This window comes from Streptomyces sp. NPDC037421 (assembly GCF_055602105.1).
Map to the genome: position 1 here is coordinate 49,594 of NZ_JBVJWV010000022.1, position 21,673 is coordinate 71,266.

General features: G+C 68.8%; 25 protein-coding genes. 4 read left to right on the forward strand and 21 right to left on the reverse strand.

Features of this window, described 5'->3' with window-relative positions; genetic code table 11:
- Positions 1-11 precede the first annotated feature (11 nt).
- From ACZ7IF_RS26815 to ACZ7IF_RS26830, 4 genes are read right to left on the reverse strand one after another with little or no spacing between them, the layout of a single operon-like run.
- A complete protein-coding gene (locus ACZ7IF_RS26815) occupies positions 12-947 on the reverse strand; it encodes a hypothetical protein (protein ID WP_470151781.1) in 936 nt (311 codons plus the stop codon).
- Entirely contained in the window at positions 934-4,992 is a 4,059-nt protein-coding gene (locus ACZ7IF_RS26820) for a hypothetical protein (protein WP_470976120.1), read from the reverse strand. Before ACZ7IF_RS26820 ends, ACZ7IF_RS26815 begins: the two co-directional genes overlap by 14 nt.
- The gene (locus tag ACZ7IF_RS26825; RefSeq protein WP_470151783.1) at positions 4,985-5,269 is read right to left on the reverse strand and encodes a hypothetical protein; all 285 of its coding nucleotides are present in this window, start codon (positions 5,267-5,269) and stop codon (positions 4,985-4,987) included. The genes ACZ7IF_RS26820 and ACZ7IF_RS26825 overlap by 8 nt, the downstream gene beginning before the upstream one ends.
- A gap of 2 nt (positions 5,270-5,271) precedes the next feature.
- Positions 5,272-5,796: a hypothetical protein gene (locus ACZ7IF_RS26830; RefSeq protein ID WP_470151785.1), complete on the reverse strand. Its 525-nt coding sequence runs from the start codon at positions 5,794-5,796 to the stop codon at positions 5,272-5,274.
- 292 nt (positions 5,797-6,088) lie between these two features.
- Here ACZ7IF_RS26830 and ACZ7IF_RS26835 point away from each other — a divergent pair, with 292 nt between their 5' ends.
- A complete protein-coding gene (locus ACZ7IF_RS26835) occupies positions 6,089-7,366 on the forward strand; it encodes a ParB/RepB/Spo0J family partition protein (protein ID WP_470976123.1) in 1,278 nt (425 codons plus the stop codon).
- 17 nt (positions 7,367-7,383) lie between these two features.
- A complete protein-coding gene (locus ACZ7IF_RS26840) occupies positions 7,384-8,271 on the forward strand; it encodes a ParA family protein (RefSeq protein ID WP_470976125.1) in 888 nt (295 codons plus the stop codon).
- A gap of 97 nt (positions 8,272-8,368) precedes the next feature.
- Here ACZ7IF_RS26840 and ACZ7IF_RS26845 read toward each other — a convergent pair whose 3' ends face one another.
- The 15 genes from ACZ7IF_RS26845 to ACZ7IF_RS26915 all read right to left on the reverse strand — a co-directional run bounded on the left by ACZ7IF_RS26845 (position 8,369) and on the right by ACZ7IF_RS26915 (position 20,641).
- The gene (locus ACZ7IF_RS26845) at positions 8,369-8,962 is read right to left on the reverse strand and encodes a phage tail tube protein (RefSeq protein WP_470151520.1); all 594 of its coding nucleotides are present in this window, start codon (positions 8,960-8,962) and stop codon (positions 8,369-8,371) included.
- Between the two features lie 56 nt (positions 8,963-9,018).
- Positions 9,019-9,369 carry a hypothetical protein gene (locus ACZ7IF_RS26850; protein ID WP_470976128.1) on the reverse strand — a complete coding sequence of 117 codons (351 nt, stop codon included), beginning with the start codon at positions 9,367-9,369 and terminating at the stop codon, positions 9,019-9,021.
- Complete coding sequence (locus ACZ7IF_RS26855; protein ID WP_470976131.1) at positions 9,366-9,809, reverse strand: hypothetical protein; 444 nt, start codon at positions 9,807-9,809, stop codon at positions 9,366-9,368. Before ACZ7IF_RS26855 ends, ACZ7IF_RS26850 begins: the two co-directional genes overlap by 4 nt.
- Positions 9,810-9,811: 2 nt before the next feature.
- Complete coding sequence (locus ACZ7IF_RS26860; RefSeq protein ID WP_470976134.1) at positions 9,812-10,060, reverse strand: hypothetical protein; 249 nt, start codon at positions 10,058-10,060, stop codon at positions 9,812-9,814.
- A gap of 73 nt (positions 10,061-10,133) precedes the next feature.
- Complete coding sequence (locus tag ACZ7IF_RS26865; RefSeq protein WP_470976137.1) at positions 10,134-10,664, reverse strand: hypothetical protein; 531 nt, start codon at positions 10,662-10,664, stop codon at positions 10,134-10,136.
- Positions 10,664-10,993, reverse strand: a complete 330-nt coding sequence (locus tag ACZ7IF_RS26870) for a hypothetical protein (RefSeq protein ID WP_470151529.1) — start codon at positions 10,991-10,993, stop codon at positions 10,664-10,666. The genes ACZ7IF_RS26865 and ACZ7IF_RS26870 overlap by 1 nt, the downstream gene beginning before the upstream one ends.
- A 6-nt stretch (positions 10,994-10,999) precedes the next feature.
- Positions 11,000-11,866, reverse strand: a complete 867-nt coding sequence (locus ACZ7IF_RS26875; RefSeq protein ID WP_470976140.1) for a hypothetical protein — start codon at positions 11,864-11,866, stop codon at positions 11,000-11,002.
- A 16-nt stretch (positions 11,867-11,882) separates the two neighbouring features.
- The gene (locus ACZ7IF_RS26880) at positions 11,883-13,613 is read right to left on the reverse strand and encodes an SGNH/GDSL hydrolase family protein (protein ID WP_470976143.1); all 1,731 of its coding nucleotides are present in this window, start codon (positions 13,611-13,613) and stop codon (positions 11,883-11,885) included.
- A gap of 72 nt (positions 13,614-13,685) precedes the next feature.
- A complete protein-coding gene (locus ACZ7IF_RS26885) occupies positions 13,686-14,186 on the reverse strand; it encodes a hypothetical protein (protein ID WP_470976150.1) in 501 nt (166 codons plus the stop codon).
- Positions 14,187-14,292: 106 nt separating this feature from the next.
- Positions 14,293-14,775, reverse strand: coding sequence for an IPT/TIG domain-containing protein (locus ACZ7IF_RS26890; RefSeq protein ID WP_470976156.1), 483 nt, complete (start codon positions 14,773-14,775; stop codon positions 14,293-14,295).
- Between the two features lie 63 nt (positions 14,776-14,838).
- A complete protein-coding gene (locus tag ACZ7IF_RS26895; protein ID WP_470976159.1) occupies positions 14,839-16,086 on the reverse strand; it encodes a hypothetical protein in 1,248 nt (415 codons plus the stop codon).
- The gene (locus ACZ7IF_RS26900; RefSeq protein WP_470976162.1) at positions 16,083-16,352 is read right to left on the reverse strand and encodes a hypothetical protein; all 270 of its coding nucleotides are present in this window, start codon (positions 16,350-16,352) and stop codon (positions 16,083-16,085) included. The genes ACZ7IF_RS26895 and ACZ7IF_RS26900 overlap by 4 nt, the downstream gene beginning before the upstream one ends.
- A gap of 98 nt (positions 16,353-16,450) precedes the next feature.
- The gene (locus tag ACZ7IF_RS26905; protein ID WP_470976165.1) at positions 16,451-17,752 is read right to left on the reverse strand and encodes a phage major capsid protein; all 1,302 of its coding nucleotides are present in this window, start codon (positions 17,750-17,752) and stop codon (positions 16,451-16,453) included.
- A 167-nt stretch (positions 17,753-17,919) separates the two neighbouring features.
- Positions 17,920-19,938, reverse strand: coding sequence for an HK97 family phage prohead protease (locus ACZ7IF_RS26910; RefSeq protein ID WP_470976168.1), 2,019 nt, complete (start codon positions 19,936-19,938; stop codon positions 17,920-17,922).
- A gap of 100 nt (positions 19,939-20,038) precedes the next feature.
- On the reverse strand, positions 20,039-20,641 hold the full coding sequence (locus ACZ7IF_RS26915; RefSeq protein ID WP_470976171.1) for a hypothetical protein: 603 nt from the start codon (positions 20,639-20,641) through the stop codon (positions 20,039-20,041).
- Between the two features lie 83 nt (positions 20,642-20,724).
- On the opposite strand from ACZ7IF_RS26915, the gene ACZ7IF_RS26920 reads away from it, so the two are divergent.
- Both ACZ7IF_RS26920 and ACZ7IF_RS26925 read left to right on the forward strand, forming a co-directional pair.
- Positions 20,725-20,964, forward strand: a complete 240-nt coding sequence (locus ACZ7IF_RS26920) for a hypothetical protein (protein ID WP_470151548.1) — start codon at positions 20,725-20,727, stop codon at positions 20,962-20,964.
- Positions 20,961-21,209 (forward strand): hypothetical protein, encoded by a 249-nt coding sequence (locus ACZ7IF_RS26925; RefSeq protein ID WP_470151549.1) that lies wholly within the window; start codon positions 20,961-20,963, stop codon positions 21,207-21,209. Before ACZ7IF_RS26920 ends, ACZ7IF_RS26925 begins: the two co-directional genes overlap by 4 nt.
- A gap of 4 nt (positions 21,210-21,213) precedes the next feature.
- On the opposite strand, the gene ACZ7IF_RS26930 is transcribed toward ACZ7IF_RS26925, so the two are convergent.
- Complete coding sequence (locus ACZ7IF_RS26930; protein WP_470976175.1) at positions 21,214-21,384, reverse strand: hypothetical protein; 171 nt, start codon at positions 21,382-21,384, stop codon at positions 21,214-21,216.
- A gap of 58 nt (positions 21,385-21,442) precedes the next feature.
- Positions 21,443-21,673, reverse strand: coding sequence for a hypothetical protein (locus ACZ7IF_RS26935; RefSeq protein WP_470976178.1), 231 nt, complete (start codon positions 21,671-21,673; stop codon positions 21,443-21,445).

Consider the following 21,673-nt stretch of genomic DNA (forward strand, 5'->3'; position numbering starts at 1 on the left):
GGGGGCGCCGATCAGAGGTAGGCGTACGCGTCCCGCCACGAGGCCGTGACGAACGCTGTGCCGGTGTCGTCGACGCCGCGGAGGAGGAGGCTCTGGAGGCCGACCGGCAGCCGCATGTCCTCCATTCGTGGCGAACCCCATGTGAGGCGGCCGGCGACCGAGGCGGACCCGTTGCGCAGGACCGTACGCGCCCAGGGCCGGGTATCGATCGTGACGCTGTCGTTGGGGCCTAGGGTCAGATCGAGCCCCACTGTCCAGTGGCCGACGAGTTCCACCTGGGGCTGGCTGAGCGGCCCGCGAATCGTAAGCACGGGCCATGTCGGCTTGGTGCCGCCCACGGTGAGGCCACCCCGCACCACCGCTGAGCTCTCTCCGGTCATGGTGACCGGGTCCTTCAACGGCCCGCGCAGACCACGATGGGGCGGAGGTTGCAGATCCACACGGACGCTCTTCTCAGCATCGTCGTACGAGTGAGATTCCTGGCAAGCGAAGGTAGCCACTACCGGCGTGTATCCCTGCCGGGTCAGTCGGGATGCAGACGGGGCGCACTTACGGGGGCGGCCGTACCAGCGTCGAGCACGGCCCCCTTGCATGGTGCGCAGTACAGCCGTCTTCCCGGACGAGCGCCGAACCGATTCGGCGTCCCAGACCTGTTCCAGGGCGGACACGGCGTCGAGATTCCGGCCGTGGCGGGATAGTGCAGGGCCGGCCACGGTGTCGACGCCGAGCTCAAAGGTCACGGTGGCCTGTGCGCGGAAGTCCTGCCCGAAGCGGATCGCGTCGGTCCGGGGTATCGGGGTATCGCCGGTGTCGGTGTCCGCGTAGGTGATCTCGTACGGCTCCAGCAGGTAGAAGCCCGACCGGAACGTGCCGAACGTGAAGTCGGCCGCCGGCAGGATGCCGCGGGCGCCGTACGACAGATTCCACTCGCCCTCAGCTAGGGGCATGTGCGCCTCCTCGTTTGATGCGGCGCAGCTCGAACATGGCGTCGTTGAGTGCTTCGCCCGGCGACATCGGAGCGCCGGTCATGGTCAGGTTGAGGTCGCCGCCGACGAGCGCGCTGTTCCCAGTGGGAACAGCGCTGCGGGGTGCGGAGGCGGTGATGCGGCTCCGCTGGTGCAGGGAGACGGCGCCATTGGCGAACTGGGAGAGGGCGCCTCCCCCCGCGGCCTGGCCGGGGTAGACGACCATGCCGCCGAAGAACCGGGCGACGGTGTCGAGGATCGCCGCGGACCGCTTGCGCTTCTTCGGGGCAAGCGGGATGTAGGCCTCGCCCGGGGCGGTCTCCGGCTCTGCCCACAGGCGCATCTCACCGGCCCGCGCGATCTGGGCCACGTGCCTCTCGGTGCCGTTGGCGAAGGCCTTGATGCGGCGGGACGCGTTGTGGAAGCCACCCTCGGCGAACTTGAGGATGCCGCCGTTCGCCCACCGCCCCATGCCCGCGATATGCGGCGACCCGTCGGAGTTCACTCCGTCGTACGACACGGTGATGGTGATGGTCTTGCCGTGGAGCTCGTCCACCCGGTTCTGGAGGTTGTTCAGGGCACCGATCGCGTTGCCGGTCGGCGCGCTCACGGTGACGTCCTTGCTTCCGGGGACGTCATGGATCTTGTAGCCGAGCTCCTCCAGCGCCTTGCGTGCCTCGGCGGTGAGCGCGTTGAGCGTGGTGTCTTTGTCCACCGGCACAGCGGCGATCTTCTGCTTGGCTGTCTCCAGCTCTGCGGCGAACTCCGAGATGAGCGCGTTGATCGTCACGTTCTTGTCGGCTGGTGCCGCGGCGAGCTTGTCGATGAACTGCTGAAGCTGCCCTCGGGCGGCGTCCGTCGGGGCGCTGATGGAGACCATCTTCCCGCCGGGCAGCATGGTGACCTCGTACCCCACGCCGCGCAGCGCCGCGATGGCGTCGTCGCCGGGAGCGGTGACCTGGATGGTCTTACCCGCGGGCAGAGTAGCGAGCTGGGTGTTGAGGTTGAGGATCTGGGCGTTGGCCTCCGGGATGCCCTTGGCGTTGAGGAGGATCGACACCGTGGAGGGCATGAGGCCGATCGAGTTGGCCAGGCCTTCGGCCTGCTCTTTGGTCAGACCCAAATCCATGCCGTACGCGACTGCGGCCTCGCGGGCCTTCGTCATCTCTCCTTGGCCCTTGGCCAAGGCCTCCGACAGCGGGGTGCCGTTCGTCTTCGCCAGGTCGTACGCGGCTACGGCGGCGGAGGCTGCCGAGTCCCGCAGCTCCTTCAGGTGGGAGTTGAAGGACTGGCCGCTCTTCGTGGCCGTATTCACGGAGCCGTCGTAGTTGACGAGTTCGCCGGCCGCGTCCTTCAGCTTCTCGGTGTTCTCCTCCATGGCGTCCTTGACGGAGAGGATCGCCGAGTTCACACGGGTCTGCGCGTCGTGGAAGGACTCGGTGCCGCCGGTGAGCGCGTCGAGGGCCCTCTTGAGGGAGTTGACCCGCTCGTCGGCGCTGGCCGTCGAGTTCGACATGCCGTCGACGGCGGTCTTGAGGCGCGTGTAGGCGTCGGTGCCTTGCTTGCCGGCGTTGTTCATCGCGTCGGCGCTTTCCTTGGCGTTACGCATGCCCTCCGTCAGCTCGCCATTCAGCGACTTCACGGCGTCGGCCGCTGACCTGTACCGCTTCGACTCCTCGCCGTCGCCCTTGACGAAAGTGTCTTTGCCCTTCTGGATGTATTCCTGCTTGGCGTCTGCGAGCTTGCGGAGCTTGGTCTCCAGGTCGGCCAGGCCGTTGCCCTGGTCGAGGTACAGGTTGGTCAACTCGGTGAGGCCCACCCCGACGTTGCGGAGCTTGTCGACCAGCTTGGTCTTGCCGTCGCCGAGCTTGGCGTCTTGCAGGAGCTGTACCGCCTGCGCGCGTACGTTGGCGTCGATCGCGCCGTTGGAGTCGCGCAGCGCCTGGGCGAGCGAGCTGATGCGCTGCTGGTGGGCGGCTGCGGCCCGGGACGCCTTCTCGTGCGAGTTGGCGAGCAGGCCAAGACCGATGGTGACGGCAGCGATGGCGAGACCCCAGGGGCCGCCGAGCGCACCGAGCAGTCCGCCCATGCCCAGGCTCAAGGAGCTCACGCCCGAGCGGACAGCGGCCATGGCGCCGCTCATCCGCCCCGCCCCGGCCGCGGCGGTGGTGTAGGCGCCGTTCATTCGCTGCCAGACGCTGATGTGCGGGCCCATGGCACCGGTCGAGACGCTGGTTGCGGAACCGATGTTGCGGACCGCAGTGGCCATGCCGGTCATCGCGGTGGTGATGCCGCTGACGACCTTGAAAAGGAGCATCGTCCCCAAGAGGATCCCGAGGGCCGTCCCGAGGCCCGGAACGACGCGAAGCAGGCCGTTAAAGAGATTCAACAGACCGTTGAAGGTCGCGAGGAGGACGCCAAGCCCGGTTCCGGCCGTCGAGAGGCTGGCGATGGCGGAGGCCAGGTTGGAGATGATCCCGATGACAGCTGGGCCAACGGTGCGCCCGATGGTGTCCAGGAAGCGGCCGATTCCTGGCATCAGCTCGGTGCGGATCTGGTGGATCAGGTCGGCGAGGCCGTTGTCCTTGGCCATCTTGGCGAGGCCGCGGCCGAGGTCGCCGACGAGCATGTTGAGCTCGTGGAAGACGGGTGCAGCGTCGCTGAAGAACTGCTGCATCGACTTTTTGCCCGCGTCGGAGTTCGCCCAGCGGGAGAAGCGCAGCATCGTTCCCTCAAGGCCGTTGAGGAGCTGGTTACCCGCATCCATTCCGGCCCGGCCGACGCCGGCCAAACCCTTGCTCAGGTAGAGCGTCGTGCGTCCGAGCTGGTCAGCCTTGTCCGCCGCGTGATCGAGGAACTTCGCCAGCGATCCGGTTTCGCGCCCGGCCTGAGCCGAGGCTCGAATCCAGCGGGTGAAGCGTTCACCGGCCTCACCGACCCGCTCTACGAACGGGCCGGACGCGACGAGAAAGTGCCCGGTCGCGGCCGCGAGGTTCCCGACGCCGTCGGTGATGTTGCCGATGACCTTGCTGTTCGTCTTTGCGACAGCCTTGAAGTCCTTGGCGAAGGGGCCGGACTGCATGGCCTTCGCGCCTCGCTGGGCGAGCTCGCCCATCTGCCCAGCCGCGTCGCCGAGCGAGTCCTTCAGGAGGGGCAGGACCGCGTTGGACAGCGGCTTGATCTCGTCTGCGACCTTGGAGAAGAAACGTTCCTGCACCGACTGGCGCATGGTTCGCCACTCGCCGCTCAGGCTGGCGACGTTCTTGACGGTCTTGCGGGCGGAGTCGGACAGGCCCTTCAGGGACTCGTCCAGGGCCTGCTGTTGGGCTTTGGTCAGCTTCGCCCCGCTGGCGAGCTGCGCCTGGGTCTTGAGGGTCTCCTTCAGCGCCTCGCCGAACCCGCCGAACGCGACCTTCGTGGCGATGGCGGCTGTGCCGCCCGCGGCGATCAGGCCGGGAAGCGCGCCGAGGACACCGACCGCAGGGGCCGCGGCGCCTACCAGCGCGGTGAGGGCTCCGCCGTACAGGGTCAGCGCGCCGACGGCCGGCTGAATGACCGTGAGGAGAGCGCCTAGGCCGAGCATCCGCAGCGCGCCGCGGCGGCGCGGCATGCGCATCCGCACCGGGACGTTGACCGGGTTCTGATCGGCCTCCCCCTGGGCACCGCGCAGGAGCGCGCGGATCCTCCCAAGGAGGCCGCCACCTCCCTCACCGGCGCCGCGCTCGTCGTCCGCGCGAACAGGAACCCGGACTTCGCTGCCTGCGGCTTGCCGGGCCACCTCCTCCAGCTCTGCCCGGATCCCGGACCGGTCGACGCGTACGTTGACCTTCGCCGTTAGCCCCTCGGAGGCTTCCTTGACGGCAGTCTTGAGCCGCTTCCTCAGGCCCTTGCTGTCGACCTCGACCTTGACCTTGACGGCCAGGCCCTCCGCGGCCTCCTCGACCTTCGTGCGTAGCTTCGCGGCGAAGCCGTCGAGGGCTGCTACGACGGTGACTTCGAGGCGGCCGGCCTGGATTCCCTCAGCCACCGGTGTGCACCATTCCTCTCCGGGCGGCCGCCGCGAGCATCGTGCGGTGGCCGGTCATCTGCGGGGCGGGGTGCTCCACCGGCTGGCTGTTCCCAATGGGAACAGCGGGCGTCGTGCCGTACGGACGGGTGATCGTCCGAGGGTTCTCACGGCGCCGGTCAGCGGCGAGCACGGAGACCTCCTCGATGAGCTGCGCGAGGAGTTCCGTGTGCGGGGTCCAGCCGCCGATGGGCGACGAGGTGACGCGGGATTCCTGAGGCAGACCGTCGAGGAGCACGGTCAGGCGGCGGACGCCGAGGAATCCGGGCTGTTCTGGCCGGAGCCAGATGCCTCGGGCGTCGAGGCGGTGGAATCGGCTGAGGTCGGACTCGACGTCTCCCCATCGTTCTCGGAGGAGTCGTCCGACCCGAAGAGCTTTCCCAGGTCCACCCCGTAGACAGCGATGAGGGCCTTGGTCAGCCGGACATAGTCACCGATCGATGGGCGAACCCCCGCGAAGTCAGCGAACCCGTCGTCGCCGAGGAGAATCCGATAGATGTCCTTCACCGCAGTCAGGAACTGGCGAGGGAGCTTGGGCCGCTTGAAGAGCAGCTCGATCACCTCGCCCGACACGGTCGCTCCCTGGGTACCCACGATGTCGCTCAGGAGCCCCACGAGATCCAGCTCATCGGACAGCAGCGGGTCGAGGGCATCCGCCGGCACCTCGGCGGGGAAGAGGAACTGCTGGCCCTTCAGCAGGACCGTGATCCCGTTCGGATACTGCACCTCGCGGCGCTCGGCGTCGAGGTTGATGGCAAAGGACATGGGGGCCTCTCCTGTTCGGTGACGAGGAGCAGGAAGGTAGACACGCCTATGCGCTTAGGTCCCGGGCAGCAGGGCACGCCTGGCACTGCGTACCTCCTCGCCGAGGATCCGGGCCAAGATTTTCTTTACGGCGTAAAGATCCGGCCTCTCACCCTGGTTGTAAATCGCCATCAAAGGGATATTCACGTCGTTGAAGTGAGCCGACTGGCTCCTCGTTGAGCCTCCTCGTGTTCGCCGATCGCTAAGCTCCGGCCGTGGCCACTACGTCGACCCCTCTCTTTCGGAGCCCCAAATGACCACCCCCACCGGCATGCAGAACACCCTGTCGATCGCGGAGCGCAGGGCGCTCCGGGCGAAAGAGCAGGAAGCGAAGCTGGCCAAGGAGGCTGCGGACAGGAAACGGGCCGAGCTTGAGGCGCAGGGCATCAGCGGAGGCTACGAATCGCCGCGGATGGCCCTGAGCAAGATCATTCGCAACCCTGAGAATCCGCGCGATGAGCTCACCGAGGTCGAGGAGCTGGCCGCCAGCATCCGAGAGGTTGGCGTCACGACCGCGATCACGTTGATCCCTTCCGAGACCTTTGCCGCCGCCTACCCTGAGCATGCGAGCCTCGTCGCTGGCACACCGTACGTGGCCGTCAACGGCAACCGCCGGCACCGCGCATCCGAGGTGGCTGGCGAAGAGGACATCCCCTTCACGGTCAACACCCGGGCTACTACGCGTGAGGACATCGCGACCATCGCGCTGGTCGAGAACATCCAGCGGGTGGACCTTACGCCCATGGAGGAGGCCCGCACCGTCGCCGACCTCCTCGCGGTCTACAAGCGGAACGTGCGAGTCGCCGAGAGGCTGGGCAAGAGCGAGGGGTGGGTCAGCCAGCGGTTGAAGCTGGTGAACCTGACCCCCGAGTTCCAGGCCGAAGTCGAGGCCGGGAAGTTGCTGGTGGAGGATGCGCGCGTACTCGGGCGAAAGCCGAAGGAGGAGCAGCCGGAGGCGCGTGAACAGCTGAGGGCCAAGCGTGCACAGAAGGCAGAGAAGAAGGCGGCACAGCCCTCCCGGCAGAGTGTCACCCAGACCGACTCCGAGCAGAAGCAGCCGCCTGTCATTCCTGTCCAGACGCCGTCCAGCGAACCGCTCGCCACCCCAGCTTCGGAGAACAAGCCGGAACATGGTTCGTTCGAGTCCGCAGAGTCTGCTGGCCGTCAGGCAGCCTGCCGCTTGGCCGTCGGGGCCGGTGACGAAGGGGACGACGTCACGCCTATCCTGCTCGCGGCGATGCTGAACCCGGCTGCGGCCGAGCAGGCTCGGGCGTTGGCTCAGACATGGCTGGATGGGCAGGAGGGCTCCACGACGGGTACGGACTTCGCTATCGTGCTGTCCGGCTCGGACTACACCCCCGGCCGCACCACAGCAGCGTTGGCGTTGGCTCTTGCCCACTGCGAAATCCACGCGATGTCCCAGGCGCGCGACGAGAGCGTTCGCGCTTACGTTCAGTGGCTCGCCAAGCACGCCGGCTACTCCCCCGCCGCGCACGAGCGGGACCTTCTCGCTGCTACAGCGACGGCATAGAACCCGGAGAACCCTTCATGACCGACCCCACTGCTCCCGGCGGCAGCTTCGCCCCCAGCGCCCTGACGATCCCAGAGGACACTGGGAAGAAGACCCGGATCATCGCCGCTTGCAACAAGAGCGGCGGCTCCGTCAAGACGACGTCAGTCACTGCCCTCGCAGCGTTGGCAGCGGAATCAGGTCTTGAAGTCGCGGTCATCGACGCTGACGACCAGCGAGACGCGAGCCACATCCTCGGCTACGACGACCCTGACGCTGACGAGAACCTGCTGACCCTGTGGGACGTCGTGGACGGCCTTGGAACTCTGGAGGAAGCACTCGTCCCCGCACGCAAGGGTGAGGGCGGCGAGGTCATCCCCCGGCTGTGGCTTGTGCCCGCCTCGCGCGAACTGGACAACTTCGATCTGCGTATGGCTGGGGAGCAGGCCCGGGAGCTGTGGCTGCTGAAGCACATCACGTCTCTTCGTGGCCGCTTCGACGTGGTCTTCATCGACTGCCCGGGGGACCTGAAGCTGATCGTCACCGGCGTGCTGCTCTGCACGGACGAGGTCATGGCATGTGTGAAGTCGCAGGAGAAGGAGATCCGTGCGCTCACAGAGCTGGAGAGCAAGATCACGAGTCTGAGGCACGACTTCAAGTACCTCGGCGCTCTTCCGAAACTCCGGTGGGTCGTGGTGGGCGAGGGCGTCACGGACAAGAACCAGGGCAAGGTGTTCTTGCAGGCTGAAGCACAGCTTCGAGTGGCCTACGGCGACATGGTGCTGACACCGACGGTCCGCCGAAGCGTCAAGGTCCCGGGTGCCTACTCGGCTCAGATTCCGCTGCCGATGTTCGCGCCGAACGAGGACGCCTCCATCGAGTACAGGAAGATCGCCGCGGCTATGGGCCTCTACGCGGCAGCGTAGTGACGCGACATCTTTACGCCGTAAAGACTTGGCCCCCACCCTCAGTCACTGAGGGTGGGGGCCAAGTCTTTACGGCGTAAAGATGGGCGCGCGTAGGTCAGGGGGCAGTTGCGAAGGCGGGGTCGTTGGTGAGCAGGTACCAGGCGTCTGCGTCGTCGCCACCTTGGACGGCCAGGCGTAGAGGAAGCACTGCTTCCTTCGCCTTCTGGAGGTCGGTCTGCACTCCCTCCATCTGCATCGCGCGCGGGATCATGTATCGGTAGGTCTTGCCGCCGTCGATGACCTCGATGCAGGCCGCGATCTCCGATCGTCCGCCGATTCGCGGCGGAGCGAATTTGTAGTGCTTGGCCCCGGGCTCTCCGCCGGCGGGAGTGATCTCGGTGATCGTGCCGCCGCCGAACACCGCCTTGAAGTTCTTCGAGTTCCACTGCTGAAGGTCCACCTCGACCGTGGCCGAGTCGGAGGTCTGGAAGGTACGGGAGGGGAAGTCGGTCTGGGCACTCTTGACCTGTTCGAACTGCGGCTCCTCGTTGAATTTGAGGCTGTCCTCTGTGGTGAGGCCGACCGAGTACCAGCCCGTCGGCATGGCGACGGTGGCGTCGGCCGGGGCTGCTGTACCGACCGTGGCGAGCCAGACTCGGGTTCGGGCGGGGACGACGATCTGTGTGGCGTTGGTGATCTCGCCAGCCATGGCGGTGTACTCCTCGTGGCCAGGTGATAGGGGCCGGGCCACGATGGGGAGGGCACCTAACTAGCGTCCCGGGCTCCGAACGGCAGCGGGCACGGATGGACGGCGGGCTGGCGTCGGGCTTCCGCGAGCATGCGCAGGATGCGAAGGAGCTGGGCTCGCTCCTCGATCGCCCTGCGGGCCCGGAGACATTCGACGGGTATGAAGACCTCGGCTGGCACGTAATGGATCAGGGCCTTAACCGTCAGGTTCATGTCTGTCGTCGCCGGGCCCGTGCGGTCGTCAGCGGAGAGGCTGCCGCCGTCGAGCTGGAAGTCGGTGACGGTTCCGATGGTCGTCCAGGCCTCGCTGTCGGTCGTGGGGGTGCCAGCGGGGGCGAGGGACACGGTGGCGCGGCCGGCGAAGTTCACGAGGTCTCCGGGTTGGGGTGAAGCGTGACGAGCAGGCCCATCACCCAGCGGGGTTGGCCTGTCTCCAGGGGGGATTCGAGGAGGACGCCGGAGGGGCGCACCGCGCTGACGACGGGGCGCCCGCTGGCGGGCGTGGCGGCGGGGAGTTCGGCAGCGGCCACGGCGCAGACCTTGAGGATGCGGTTGAGCGCAGCGGGCCCCGGCCAGCCACCGGGGTCGCCGTACACCTCCAGCGATACTTCAGGCTCGGTGACCCACGTGAGGTCGCCCATGTTGCCGCCAGGCCCGAGGGCGACCCTCAGGTGGGGCCAGGGAGCTTCCCGGGCTCCGGAAACGCGACCCGGCCCGCCGAGCACTTCGGTCACCTTGGGGTGCTCGGCGAGCCAGGCGAGGACGACGGCCACCGGGTCTACGTCCGCGATGGCGTAGGCGTCGCTCATCGTCAGCCGCGCTCGCGGGCGAGGTAGCCGTTGCCGCGGAGCTGGCGTGCGTAGTCCGGCGAGATGAGAGCAGTGTCGCCGGGCTGGTAGTCACGGCCGGCGATCCGCAGGTGGTGGGCGAAGCGGACCTTCTCCGGGGTCTGGCCGTCACGGAGAGGCGGGCCGATGACCGGAAGCGGCTCGGGGGTGGTGGTCATGTCGTTGCTGTCCGGCTCGGCGGTCAGGGTGCTGGTCTTCCTGGTGGTCGTCATGGGGCGGAACAGTGCAGCACCAGGCGGCTTGTGTCGCGTGCTGGCTCTGCGCGCTGTTCCCAGTGGGAACAGGTCAGCGCCGGGCAGCCACGGCGGTTGCCGCGCGGGCCATGTAGTAGGCCCCCTTCGCCTCCAGGCCACCGGGGTAGACGGTTCCGATTTCAGCGGGGACCACCCATTCACCCGTGGCGACGACTTTGACGGTTACGGTGCTGCCCGCGATCACGGGGGGCCGGGTGCTGATGTTCCGCGAGATGCCGTCCGGGATGGTGCGGGCGTGGCACCGGCAGTTCTTCAGGTTGGCCACGGCCCTGGAGGTCTCGTCGCGGGGCGCCTTCATGTAGGTGAGTGGGCCGACACCGCGGTGATCGCGGTCCCACTGCATCGAGTTGATCTTGAAGCGGAGGTTGGCGGGCACTTCCTGGCCGTGCGCTGAGACGTGCGTGGGCCGGACCTTGTCGTCCGCTACCGTGATCCACTTCTTCGTGGGTGGGGCGAAGACCTTGGCCTGCCGTTCCACCTCTCGCGCGATCTCGTGGACTTTCGGGGCGATCAGGTGGGCGAGCTTCGCCTCCAGACCGGGCTCGGGGTGGAACTTCGCCATCAGGGAACCTCCGGGGGATTGAGGGTGGCGACCACGGCGATGTAGTCGGCCGCACCGTAGCCAGGGACTTGCTTGAGGAGCGCGGTGACGATGGTCCAGGTACGGGTGCCGTCGCCGAGGACGTCGCCGGGTTCGAGCGGCCAGGCCGCCGGGGCGACGCGCAGCGTCCACGAGCCGTCGGCCTGCTCGTTCGCGGCTCCCGGCCACGTTCCCCGGGCCGCCGGCCGGGCATCCGGCGGGGGCGGCACGGGCACGCCGTGAGCGTCCCTACCCCACGGGTGGGTCAGGACGTACGCGGTCAGGGCCCGGTCGGGCAACAGCACGGCCATGGTCGCTCACCACCGGCCGTAACGGCGGCCGCGGCCGTACGGCCAGGCCACAGCAGGTGCGCCGACGATCGGACGGTAGAGCCGCTTGCGGTACCCCGACAGGGAGTCCAGGGCGGGCAGAGCGCCGGCCTGCCCCGCGACGGGGGCCGAGTCGTAGCTGACCGACTGGCCTTCGGCGGATACCGAGGTGACCCGCCGCTCGCCGTCCCCGCCGCCTGGCTTGTTGCGGATCATCTCGGCGGCGTGCGCCAGGACGTACCGGACGATGGGCTCCTCCTCGGCCGCGTGGAGGCCGACCAGGAGCCGCACGTCGTAGTGCCCGTCGGCGGTGGGGGTGTAGCTGAGGACGGTGGTGATGTCGTCGTATGACGAGGCGGGCCAGGCGCGGGCGTCGGAGAGGTCGTAGCCGAAGAGTGGGGACACGGCCCGCAGGACGTGCGGGCGCGGGATGATCGGGCGCCCCAGGTATCCGGAGACGTCGGCCTGCGCCTTGCCGATGTCGATGCGGAGCGCCTCGCGCTGCGCCGCGGTCAGAGGCAGGGGAAGGCCCAGCTCATCAGCGACCTGCTCCGGGGAGACGATCAGGCCGCTTCCGGATGGCAGGTCCAGCCGGACGGTCCGGTCGGTGACGGACGGTTGTCCCTGGGAAGGGATGAACGAGGCCACGGCCCAGTACCGGCCGTCGGGGATCCCGTCCGGCAGAGTGAAGGAGTAGCGCCCGTCGGCGAGCCGGGAGACGCCGGTCGAGGCAACGATCGGTGCTCCCTCGCGTTCTGGGCCGGAGTACAGCACCAGGCTGTTGACCTGGCCGCCGTCGGAGACCGGGTCGCATACGAGGCCAGCGTGGACCGGCTGGTAGGTGTAGGTGGCCATGGGCCTCCCTTTCGGTTCAGGCGGGCATGACGGTGCGCAGGAAGGCCAAGATGCGGCGGGCGAGGTAGGCATGGCCGGCGTCGGTCGGGTGGACGGTGTCGGAGCCGACGTAGAGGTCTGCGTTGCCGTCCGCCTTGAGGGATCCGGCGTTGCCGGTACCAGTGATCCACGGGCCGTGTGTGGCCACGAGGGTGCCAGTAGCGTCGTAGATTTGGCCGGTCTGGGGGGAGACGAACGGGAACCGGGCGTTGGCGGCCGCGGTGCGCAGGGTGGCGGTGGTGTTGGTGTGAGCGGCGGCCGGCGAGCCGGTGGGCGACCAACAGCCGATGACGTAGACCTGGCAGCGGGGTAGGGCGGTCTTGATCCGGTCGAAGAGAGTGGCGGCTGCGGCAGCGATCTGCGCCTGGCTGGACGAGGCATCGTTGTAGCCGCCCCAGATGATGAGGCGGTCCGGCTCCCACGGGATCACGTCAACCTCAGCGCGAGTGCCGAAGGTGGCGGTGGTGCCAGTGGCCACGTAGCCGGTGGAGCCGCGGCTTTCCCGCCAGAGATCCGTGCATCCCAGCATGCGGCCGACGCGGTCGACCCAGGTTCCGCATGCCCCGCCGGTGTTGAGGGCGGATCCGTCGGAGATGGAGTCCCCCAGGACCATGCAGCGACCGCCCTGGAGAGGGACCTGCCACATGTGCGCGGTGGGAGGTAGGTAGATCCCACCGAAGGGCATGGTGGAGAAGTCGAGGCGGATACGCCTCGGTGCACTGCTGCCGAAGTCGATCGTGAGCAGGTGAGAGAGCCCCTGGCCAGCTGTAACCCCGCCGGAGGGCTGCATGAGGTCGCTGACCTTCCGGCCGTCGATGGACAGGCGGAACATCGTGCTCGGCGAGATGTGCTTGAAACGGAGCTGCAAGGACGAGGTGTCGGTGCCGAACTCGACGGACCAACCGCTTTGTCCTGAGGTGTACGTGTTGGGGTAGCGGGAGAGCGGCAGGACGTACGTGTTGTCGGGGGTGCCGACACCGATCGCCATGTTCCCCGCGCCAGCCCACGTGAACATGCCGCGGCGGTCAGTGCCGGACAGGGCGACCGGATCCGGGGCGTACTTGATGTGCCCAGCGGCAGGAGTGGATGTCTGGGCGGTGCTGATGGTGGGCGCCGGGCCGGCGTAGACAGCGTCGGCGACCGTCGGATCGGGCAGGTCTCGGAGACGCCAGGTGGTTACGGGGCCGAGGGGCAGGCCGGCCGGGGGCCAGCCATCGGTGGTTTTGGGGCCGTAGAGGAGCCAGGCGTCGGTCTTGGTGGTGTCGATCCAGAAGTCACCGAGGGTGCCGTTCGCGGCGGTCGGCCGGGTCGCGCCGGACAGAATGCTGGCCCCGCGGTCGCCCTTGACCGGGACGTAGTTGAGCTGGGCCGGGTCGGCGGGCATCAACTTGGTGATGTCGATCTCGGTGTCCGTGGAGGACAGCGCAACGGAGCCCGTACGAGTGGTGCCGTCGTCCAGGACGACGGTGACGGTGTACACCCAGCCGCTCGGGTCCATGCCCGGGTTGTCCGTCGCGACCAGCAGGAGCGAGAACTCTCCGTTCTCGTCCAAGTCGACGGTGGCTCGGCCCGAGATGATCGTGAGGGCCTGCTCCAGCTCGATCATGACCGGCGCCTGGAACACGACGGACCCCTTGTACGGAGAGCCGTCCGGGCGCCGGAACCGGCCGGTGACCCTTACCGCCTTGATGCCCGCGGGGATCGTCATATGGGCTTCCCCTCGAACGGACCGCCTGGCGGTCGGAAGGTCATGGGGGTGTTCACCGCCACCAGATGCTCCTTACTCGGCGGACGGTGCCGGGTTGAGCTGCTCACGGAGTCGAGCGACAACGCGGGCGGCCTGGTCGCGCTTCAGCTCGGCGCCCACGGGCACGAGCAGGCGCGTGGTGGGGGTTCGGTAGGTCCCGAGGCCGACGTGCTCGACCAGGCGCACGGTGCAGCGGAGCGTGCTGCCGTACGGCATCACGGGCACGAAGACGCTGTCGGGGTCTGTGGGCGGCTGGCCGGTGGAGTCGTCCACGATGAGGTCGCCGAGCTCGGCGGGCAGCAGCTGCTGTGCCGTGGTCAGCGGATCCCGCTCGGGAACCGGTTCCGGCTGCGTGGGCGGTTCGAGCGGTGCGACGATCGGTGTCTTCGTCTCCACGTCGGCGGGGACGGCCTTGTTCTCGGGTGCCTCGGGTGCCTCGGGCTCCTCAGCCGTGGGCGCGGTCTCGGCCGTCTGAGCGTCCTCGGGCGTCTGCTCGACGTCCTCCGAGGTGGTCTTGCGGGTGCGGGGCGGCACAGTTCCTCCTGCCGTATGGGGGCGTGGGCGGTGACTGTGGCCCGCCGAGGAGGCTTGCGTCGCGCCGTTGCCGCCCGACCGGGCAGCAACGGCGCGCGGCGCCGAATCAGGCGTAGGTGAAGCCGGTGGTCTTGGTGACAGCTCCGGCCTCGTCGCCGACGACCACGTTCACGGCCCCAGTCGAACCGGCCGGGGTTGTGACCTGGAGGCGGCCGGAGGAGAGCACCTTCAGGGCGGTCCCGGCCGTGCTGCCGAACTTGACGTCTGCGACGCCGTCCAGGTTCGTGCCGGTGATGGTGACGACGGTGCCGCCGGCGGCGGGCCCGGTGGTCGGGCTGATGGTCGCGATGGTCGCCGGGGGGAATAGGGCGTCGACCTGGGACTGCCGCAGGACGGCCCCCGCCTTGTACTTGAGCGTCTTGATGGATCCCTCAGGGACGGCGTCTCGGCTGTCGCTGGGGCGGCTGCCCTCGTCGTGGGTGCGGGTCGCGTAGACGTCCGAGGTGACCTTCAGGTAGGGGTCGCTGACGGGGGTGGCGGGAAAGCCGGCCTTGGTGATGCGGGTGCCGGCGGCGTTGTACAGGCCCATGGGGTTTCTCCTTCTCGGTGTTCGGGTGCGCAGAGTGCCGGACTCGGCTTGCTTGGGTCGCGGTCAGAGGATGCGGAGGTCGTCCCAGCCGTCTGCGGTGACGGAGAAGACGAGCAGGCCGGGCTGGGACACCTCGCCGGACCGCATGGCGTACCAGTCGGACCCGTTGTCGAGGGTGGGCGCCTGGACCCACAGACGGCCGGCGCCGAGCTGCTGCGCGCGGAAGTGGTGGAAGTGGCCGGAGACCAGGATCTTGGCGTCGGCGATGGGCTGGCGGCCGAAGGTCTGGCCCTTCCACCAGTCCGCGGCCTTCTCCGGCCGGGCGTATTGGTGGCCGTGGTTGAGGCCGACGATGGTTCCGGCCATGTCGAGCGAGAGAGAGTCCCGCCACGGCTCGGGAGTGACAAAGCTGACGTGCCCGTACGCGTCCGTGTTCCGTGCGTAGGCGTCGGCGATCTGGGACATGACCTCGATGCCCCAGTCGTCTTCGGGCGGGCCGACGGGGTCCTTGCCGCGGCGGACACGAGCGTGATTGCTGCCGCAGGTGGCTGCGACGACGCGGGGGAATGCGGTGGCGAGCCGGTCCAGGCCCGCGAGGGTCAGGCGCCGGTGGACGCGCACCATCTGCGTGAGGGTGAGGTCGTTGGTGAATGCCTGGGAGGCGACGTTCTCGAAGCCTTCGATGCAGTCGCCGGCGTCGAGCCAGTACGCCGAGTCCGGGGCGCGCCCGATCTTTCTGAGGTCGCGGAGGTGGTCCTCCAGGCGGTCGAAGCGCTCGGCGACCCGGCCGATCAGCTCCTTGGTTCCGCCGTCTCGTCCGACCTTTCCGGCCTGCGGGTCGGCGTACACCACGGCGAGGGCTCGTGCGGTCTGTTCGGGGGCCGTGCGCGGCTTCCGGCGGCGCCGCATCACGTCGCGGATCAGGGTGTTGAGGTCTTCGGCGGAGGCCCAGCCGGGCGTGGCGGGCTCGATGAGGTAGCGGCAGCGCCACACGGGGCGGGTGACGGCGTCCTCGCCCTGGGCGTCGCGGTGCCAGGCGGCGGGGTCGTGCCGGGCCTCTACGAGGCGGACGCGGTAGCCGTCGGGTACTGCCAGGCCGAGCGCTTCCACGCGGGCGCGCCAGCCGCCTTCGTCCTGCGGGGGGGTGTCGGCGGCGGGGGCCGTGACGAGCATGATGCCGCCGGGTTCGTACCGGACGCCGGGCTCCCAGCCCTTGGGGGCCGTGAGGGCGGGGCGAGTCGTCTCCGGTGGAACGGTCTGCGCGGCGGACGCGGGGGCGAGCAGCGCGTCAAGGTGGTCGGAGAGGCTCATCGCGGGCACCGGCATCCGTTCGAGCCGCCGCGGCGCCTGTGTCGGGCAACGGCCGGGGCCTGCACGGGGTGGCCGCCACCCGTCAGGGCGTCGGCTATCTGCGTGGAGGAGACGGTCGGGTTGTCGAGCACGTCCCGGACCTTGAGCGCCGTGTCTGTGTCGAGGGTGTCGAGAATCGTGCCGACGGTGCACCGGGGGCCGCGCGGGGCCGGAGGGGCATCGGTGAGTTGGGAGAGGGCCGCGAGCAGCCCGCTGGTGTCTGCCACGGCAGTCCTCGCTTCCAGATGTGCGGCGGTCAGCCGGCTTCTGCGCCACGCGGGTGGAGAAGCCGGCTGACCGGGGCGGGCATATGGGTAGGGCAGACTCAGGGAGTGGGCGTGGTCCAGGTACCGATCACGAACGACTCGGGTCGGCTGACCTCCAGGGCCAGGCGCTCGTCGGCGCGGAACGTGAGGACGCCACGCTCGAAGTTGTCCGAGTTCTCGCTCGACACGGTGACGGAGACGTTCTCCCGGTCGTAGAGCTGAGCGCCCATCCCGAAGGCGCCGAGGAGGTACTGGCCGTCCGGCATGGCCGTGGTCTCGACCACGTTGATCCGCCAGACCTTCTTCTGCGCGCCGACGGCGACCTGGAGCGCGACCCGGAACGCGCCGGTGTCGTCGGTCTCTACTTCGACCTCTTCCCACATGCTGGGGGAGAGGACCACACCGGTCGGCTCGTACTCGGCCAGGAGCGCCTTGGTCATGGCGCGGCGCATCTGGATGCTGTACTTGTCGCTGCTCCGTCCCGTGTACTGCTGGACCCCCGGCGTGTTGAACAGGCCCGTGATGGATGTACCGTCACCGCCCGCCGAGTGCAGCAGGTCGTAGTCCTCGGCGAACTTGATGCCTTCGATGAGCCGCGAGTTGATGAACTGCTTCAACCGGGGTTCGTCGTTGAGGATGTTCTTGTGGCCGTCGAGCATGTGCGCGATCTCGGCGATCGGGAAGGAGACCGGTTCCAGCTTCAGCTTCGAGCGGGGCGCCCGGCCGAACACGTCGCTGTCGAGCCCGGTCGGCGCGGAGATGCCGTCGGCTGCCCGGCGCTCGGCGACCTGCGCGGCGTTGTTGACCCACCCGGTCTCGCGGATGCCCACGAGGACCGCGTTCTTGGTCTTGGCGGACGGGAAGAGGTCGCGGATGTGCCACTTCCGGCGCTGGGCCTCGGTGATGCCGAGATCCTGGACGCCGCCGAGCGCCTGGGTGGTGTGGGTGCCGGCGGAGAGGCTGAAGATGGACTTGCCCTCCATCTCCGCGCGGATGAACGGGCGGTCCTTGAAGTCGGCGCGGGCCGCAGCCTTGTATGCCTCGGACTCCACGAACATGTCGCCGAGGCTCTTGTACTCGGGGCCGCTCGGCGTGCCGTAGAACTGGCCGGCCGAGGACGCGCCTTCGGGAGCGTCGAGGTAGCCGTTCAAGGACTCGGCGCCGTTGGTCGCGTCGAGCAGGCCCTTGATCTCCTGGGCGTCCTTGACGGCCTTGACGTAGGCGTTGCGCTGCTCCGTGCTGACCACGAAGGCGCCGCCCTCCTCCTTGAAGGTGCCGGCGATGCGCTCGGCTTCTGCTGACTTCTCGGCGAGCTGCGACTTCAGGGACCGGATGAGGCTCTTGTCGGTGGCGGTAGCCATGGTGGGAATGCACTCTCCTGTGCTGGACGGGCGATGACGTGCGTCGCTCGCCCGGCCAGCACCGGGACGCCTCAACGCGAGACGTATGCAAGGGGAGTAGGGGGGCTAACGTCTCGGCCTCCCGGGCACGAAAGCATCTGCGTCCGGGAGGGAGATGTTTATGCAGGTCAGAGGGTTAGTGCGGCCAGCATCGCCTTCACCTCGTCGGTGTTGAGACGGACCTTGTCGGCTTCCAGGTCGTCCTCCTGGTCCTCGTCGTCGGGTACGGCCTCGGGACCAGGTACCGCAGCCTCGGCGCTCGTGTTCCCACTGGGAACAGCGGTGGCCGGTTCTCCGGTCTCCTCCGCGGACTGCTCGTCATCATCGTCATCCCAGCCGTCCGTGATCTCGTAGTCGCTGTCCCACAGGTTCAGGGACGAGCCGTACGGGACGTCGTTCTCGCGCTCGGTCATGGGGAGGCCCTTCTTCGCCAGAGAGGTAAGGAGGTTGCTGATCGTGGGCTTGAGGTGCTGAAGGTGCTGCGACCGCGCGCCCGAGACCTCGATGAGCGCCGTGGCGTCCTGGAGGGCGGCGGCGGTCGGCTGAACGAACCGGGCGTCGATGACCTCGTCGCCCTCGACGGCGTGGGAGTCGCCGGTGATGGGCAGCGCCACCGTGGTGAGCTCGACCGGAGTAGGGGTGCCGAGGTCGATGTCGCGACCGGTCACGGTGTAGGGAATGCCGTAGGTCGTGGTCTGGTCCCGGGCGTTGATGGAGACGATCACACGGTCGGGGTACGTCGCCTCGACGGCCACGAAGAGCTCGTCGTCGTCGGGCGCCAGGAGGGCGCGGGCGGCTTCCCCGAGCCGGGATCGAAGCTGTTCGTAGGAGACGGGCAGTGGTGCGTGCATGGAATTCTCCGGAAGCGGGTGGGCGGACTTGGCTTCAAGGACGACCTGAGCCGCCGACTTGTGCCGCGCCATGCGGCCGGTGAAGGCGGGAAGGCGGGCCGACTTCGCCTCGATCACGACCTGCGCGGCGGACTTCGCTTCGACGGGTTCGGGAGGCGCCTGCTGGGGGACGGCCGGGGCGGCGCCGGTGGCCGGCGGCAGAACAGCCGTCGCCTCCGCTTCGCCCAGGGGGATCAGCGCGGTGTCCGAGCCGCGGACGATGGCGACCTGGTCGAAGGTCACAGGGGTGGCTGCGACCGGCGGGACATCGGGAAGGTCGTACCCCAGCGTGATGTGCGGCGTGAAGCCGTGCTCGGTACGCACCTTGTCCGCGTACGCGGAGGTGGCGAGCGCGTCCACGATCCGCTGTCGCAGCTCGGCCAGGCCAGGGACGTCCACCGGTACCCACGTGGGCTCACCATCTCCGGTGTCGGGGAACCGGCCGATACCGCCGACAGTGCCGTTGAGCGGGCCCCGTCCGGACACTGCCGAGGCCACGGTGTTACGGAGGTCGTCCGGGGCGCCGCCGAGGGCTGCCGCATCTCCGAGGTAGGCGAGCGTGATGTGCAGGTGCTCGGCGGGGGTTCCTTCCGAGTGAGCGAGCTGCGCCGCCACATCCGCGGGGAGGCGTAGCGCGACCATCGCTCCGCGGCCGGTCTCCGTCTCGGCTGCCTTGAGTTCGACCGCCGACCAGGTGGCCTTGTGCTCCATGCCCTCACTGGCCGTGGCCGTGGCCTTGACCTCCAAGGAACGCGTCATGGGGTGGGCGCCGTGCAGGACCGGGCTGATCTCGTAGAGGTCCAGGTCATGGATGATGCGGACCCCGTCGTGACGCTTGGACGCCCCGCCAGTGACGACCTTGTAGCCGATAGAGAACTGGGCTTCCCCGTTGTCGTGCCACTGCTTGACCTGCTCGTACGTGTCCCGCCCTCGGGTGGTGCGCAGGTTGTACTGGACCGTGGCGACCAACGCGCCGGCCTCGCGCGGCCAGACCAGGCCGCCGGGTATCGAGGCGAAGCGGGGATCACCCGGCAGCCACTCCTCGACGTCCAAGACGGTGCCCACGGGGTCTTTCCACTCGTGGTGCCAGGCGGCCTTGACCCTGCGCGCGGAGAGCGTCCGGGAGAACGCACCAGGGACGATCAGGTCTTGCACCTCGTCCACGACGCCGGTGACGGCGTAGATGGCGCGGACGACGCCCTTGTTCAGAGGCGGACGGCGGGTTGGGGTGTTGGGCGACGGCGGGGTTCGGGGCACGGTGGGTTCCTCCTGGCGGACGTCTCAGCGGTCCGCACCGTGCCCCCACGGGACGGCTAGTGTCCTGTGGTCCCCACGCCGTGGGCTTCCCCGAGCCCGATCACGGCTTCGCCTTCTTACCCTTGCCGAACGGGTTCTCGTCCTCGGTTTCCTCGTCCTCCTCCGGTTCTTCCTCGTCCGTCTCCGCCGCGAGCTCGTCCTCGGCCGCAGGGTCGGCCGGTTCCTCCGGATCGGCGACGGGGCCTTCCGCAGCCGGTACGACTTCGTCGGCGGTACCGAAGTCCAGCGGTGGGGCCTCTTCGGACGGCGGAGGCGTGCCCGCGCCGGGTGCCGGGGCCGGCGCTCCTCCTGCCGGGTTCGCGCCCGTCCCGCCGGTCTGCGCCATGCCCGAGTCGTCCACGTCGATCGCCCAGGCGTCCGGGTCCGCATACCGCCACACCTGGCCGGTCTCATCGCGCACCCATCCGGTGAGGGTCCCGTCCTCGGCCTTGTCCAGCCACGCCTGCTCTCCGGCCTGCCCGGAGAACGCAGCGAATGCCTGCGCGGGGTCCGTCTCGTCACCCTCGTCGTACAGGTCGCCAGCCCAAGGGCGCGCGTCGTCTCCCTGAGGGGGTTCGGGCTCCGGCGGCGGGGGCTCGGTCGGCTCCTTTTGGGCCGGGGCGTTGGGCTGGGGCAGCGTCTTCACGGCGTATGCGTAGTCCACGGGCGGAAGATCCGGGCCGGAGCCGCCTAACGTCTCGGGCTGATCCCCTGCCACGGCTGCGGCTCGCTCGCTACCCTCGACGCATGACTACGCTGACCGTGTCCATGGACGACGTCCTGGTGGCCGAGGTGGAAGCGGAAGCCGACCGCTGCGGCCTTCCAGTCGACGAGTACGTTGCCGCAGTGCTGCGCGCGGCCCAGACCCCTGGCGGCGGCCGGGAAGTCCGTGCTCAGGAACTCGCTCGCGGGGCGTTCGCGCAGTGGAACGCTGCGGGACGGACTGAGGACGGAGCGATGAGCATGGCGGAGGTCTTCGGCCGGTGACCTCCGTCCCCGCACGGTTCGCCGCCAACGTCGGTCAGACGATCCGCCAGCTTCCCGTACCCGAGCGCGAGGAACTGCACGAGGCTGTACTGCGTGCGTGCGCCGACCCGTGGGCCTGGCCACAGGCCGACAAGTACGAGATGGACGAGTCGGTGCGCGTCATCACGACGCGCACCACCATCGTCCACTACGTGATCCTGCCGGGCCCGGACCCGCACCTTTGGGTCTTCGCCATTACGGTCTGAGGTGCTATTGCCTCGCGCTCTGGACCTGCCGGACGAGGACGTGCAGCCCTACGGACGTGAGCAGGTAGGCCGCGGCCCCCGCCGCAAAGCGCGGTGCGCTGAGCCCGCTTCCGGGCAGCACCACGGCGGCGAAGACGAGCAGCGAAGCACAGGGCGGCACGACTGATTCGCGCACGACGTGCCGTGTCCTAGCCACTGCTGCTCCTCCGCGTCGCCTGGGTGTCAGGAGCAGCCTAGGACACCTCCACAACCCATGTGTGCTGCCGAAGCACTGCGATCACGGCTTCTTTGTCCGTCGGTTCCAGTGTGCGCCGGGGCCCGAGCGGGCTGAGCAGGACCGGCTGTCCGATGTACTGCTCGACCAGCGCCCGCACGCGGCGGGATCCGATCACCGGCCGGTCTTCGCGGCCGGTGATCTGGACTTCGTAGGCGGCGCCGTCCTCCAGCGTCCCTGTCACCATCAT

Coding starts and splice junctions, on each gene's coding strand:
- ACZ7IF_RS26815 (WP_470151781.1), bottom strand. CDS start 947: ATGCCCCTAGCTGAGGGCGAGTGGAATCTGTCGTACGGCGCCCGCGGC.
- ACZ7IF_RS26830 (WP_470151785.1), bottom strand. CDS start 5,796: ATGTCCTTTGCCATCAACCTCGACGCCGAGCGCCGCGAGGTGCAGTAT.
- ACZ7IF_RS26835 (WP_470976123.1), top strand. CDS start 6,089: ATGACCACCCCCACCGGCATGCAGAACACCCTGTCGATCGCGGAGCGC.
- ACZ7IF_RS26840 (WP_470976125.1), top strand. CDS start 7,384: ATGACCGACCCCACTGCTCCCGGCGGCAGCTTCGCCCCCAGCGCCCTG.
- ACZ7IF_RS26845 (WP_470151520.1), bottom strand. CDS start 8,962: ATGGCTGGCGAGATCACCAACGCCACACAGATCGTCGTCCCCGCCCGA.
- ACZ7IF_RS26855 (WP_470976131.1), bottom strand. CDS start 9,809: ATGAGCGACGCCTACGCCATCGCGGACGTAGACCCGGTGGCCGTCGTC.
- ACZ7IF_RS26860 (WP_470976134.1), bottom strand. CDS start 10,060: ATGACGACCACCAGGAAGACCAGCACCCTGACCGCCGAGCCGGACAGC.
- ACZ7IF_RS26865 (WP_470976137.1), bottom strand. CDS start 10,664: ATGGCGAAGTTCCACCCCGAGCCCGGTCTGGAGGCGAAGCTCGCCCAC.
- ACZ7IF_RS26870 (WP_470151529.1), bottom strand. CDS start 10,993: ATGGCCGTGCTGTTGCCCGACCGGGCCCTGACCGCGTACGTCCTGACC.
- ACZ7IF_RS26875 (WP_470976140.1), bottom strand. CDS start 11,866: ATGGCCACCTACACCTACCAGCCGGTCCACGCTGGCCTCGTATGCGAC.
- ACZ7IF_RS26880 (WP_470976143.1), bottom strand. CDS start 13,613: ATGACGATCCCCGCGGGCATCAAGGCGGTAAGGGTCACCGGCCGGTTC.
- ACZ7IF_RS26890 (WP_470976156.1), bottom strand. CDS start 14,775: ATGGGCCTGTACAACGCCGCCGGCACCCGCATCACCAAGGCCGGCTTT.
- ACZ7IF_RS26895 (WP_470976159.1), bottom strand. CDS start 16,086: ATGAGCCTCTCCGACCACCTTGACGCGCTGCTCGCCCCCGCGTCCGCC.
- ACZ7IF_RS26905 (WP_470976165.1), bottom strand. CDS start 17,752: ATGGCTACCGCCACCGACAAGAGCCTCATCCGGTCCCTGAAGTCGCAG.
- ACZ7IF_RS26920 (WP_470151548.1), top strand. CDS start 20,725: ATGACTACGCTGACCGTGTCCATGGACGACGTCCTGGTGGCCGAGGTG.
- ACZ7IF_RS26935 (WP_470976178.1), bottom strand. CDS start 21,673: ATGATGGTGACAGGGACGCTGGAGGACGGCGCCGCCTACGAAGTCCAG.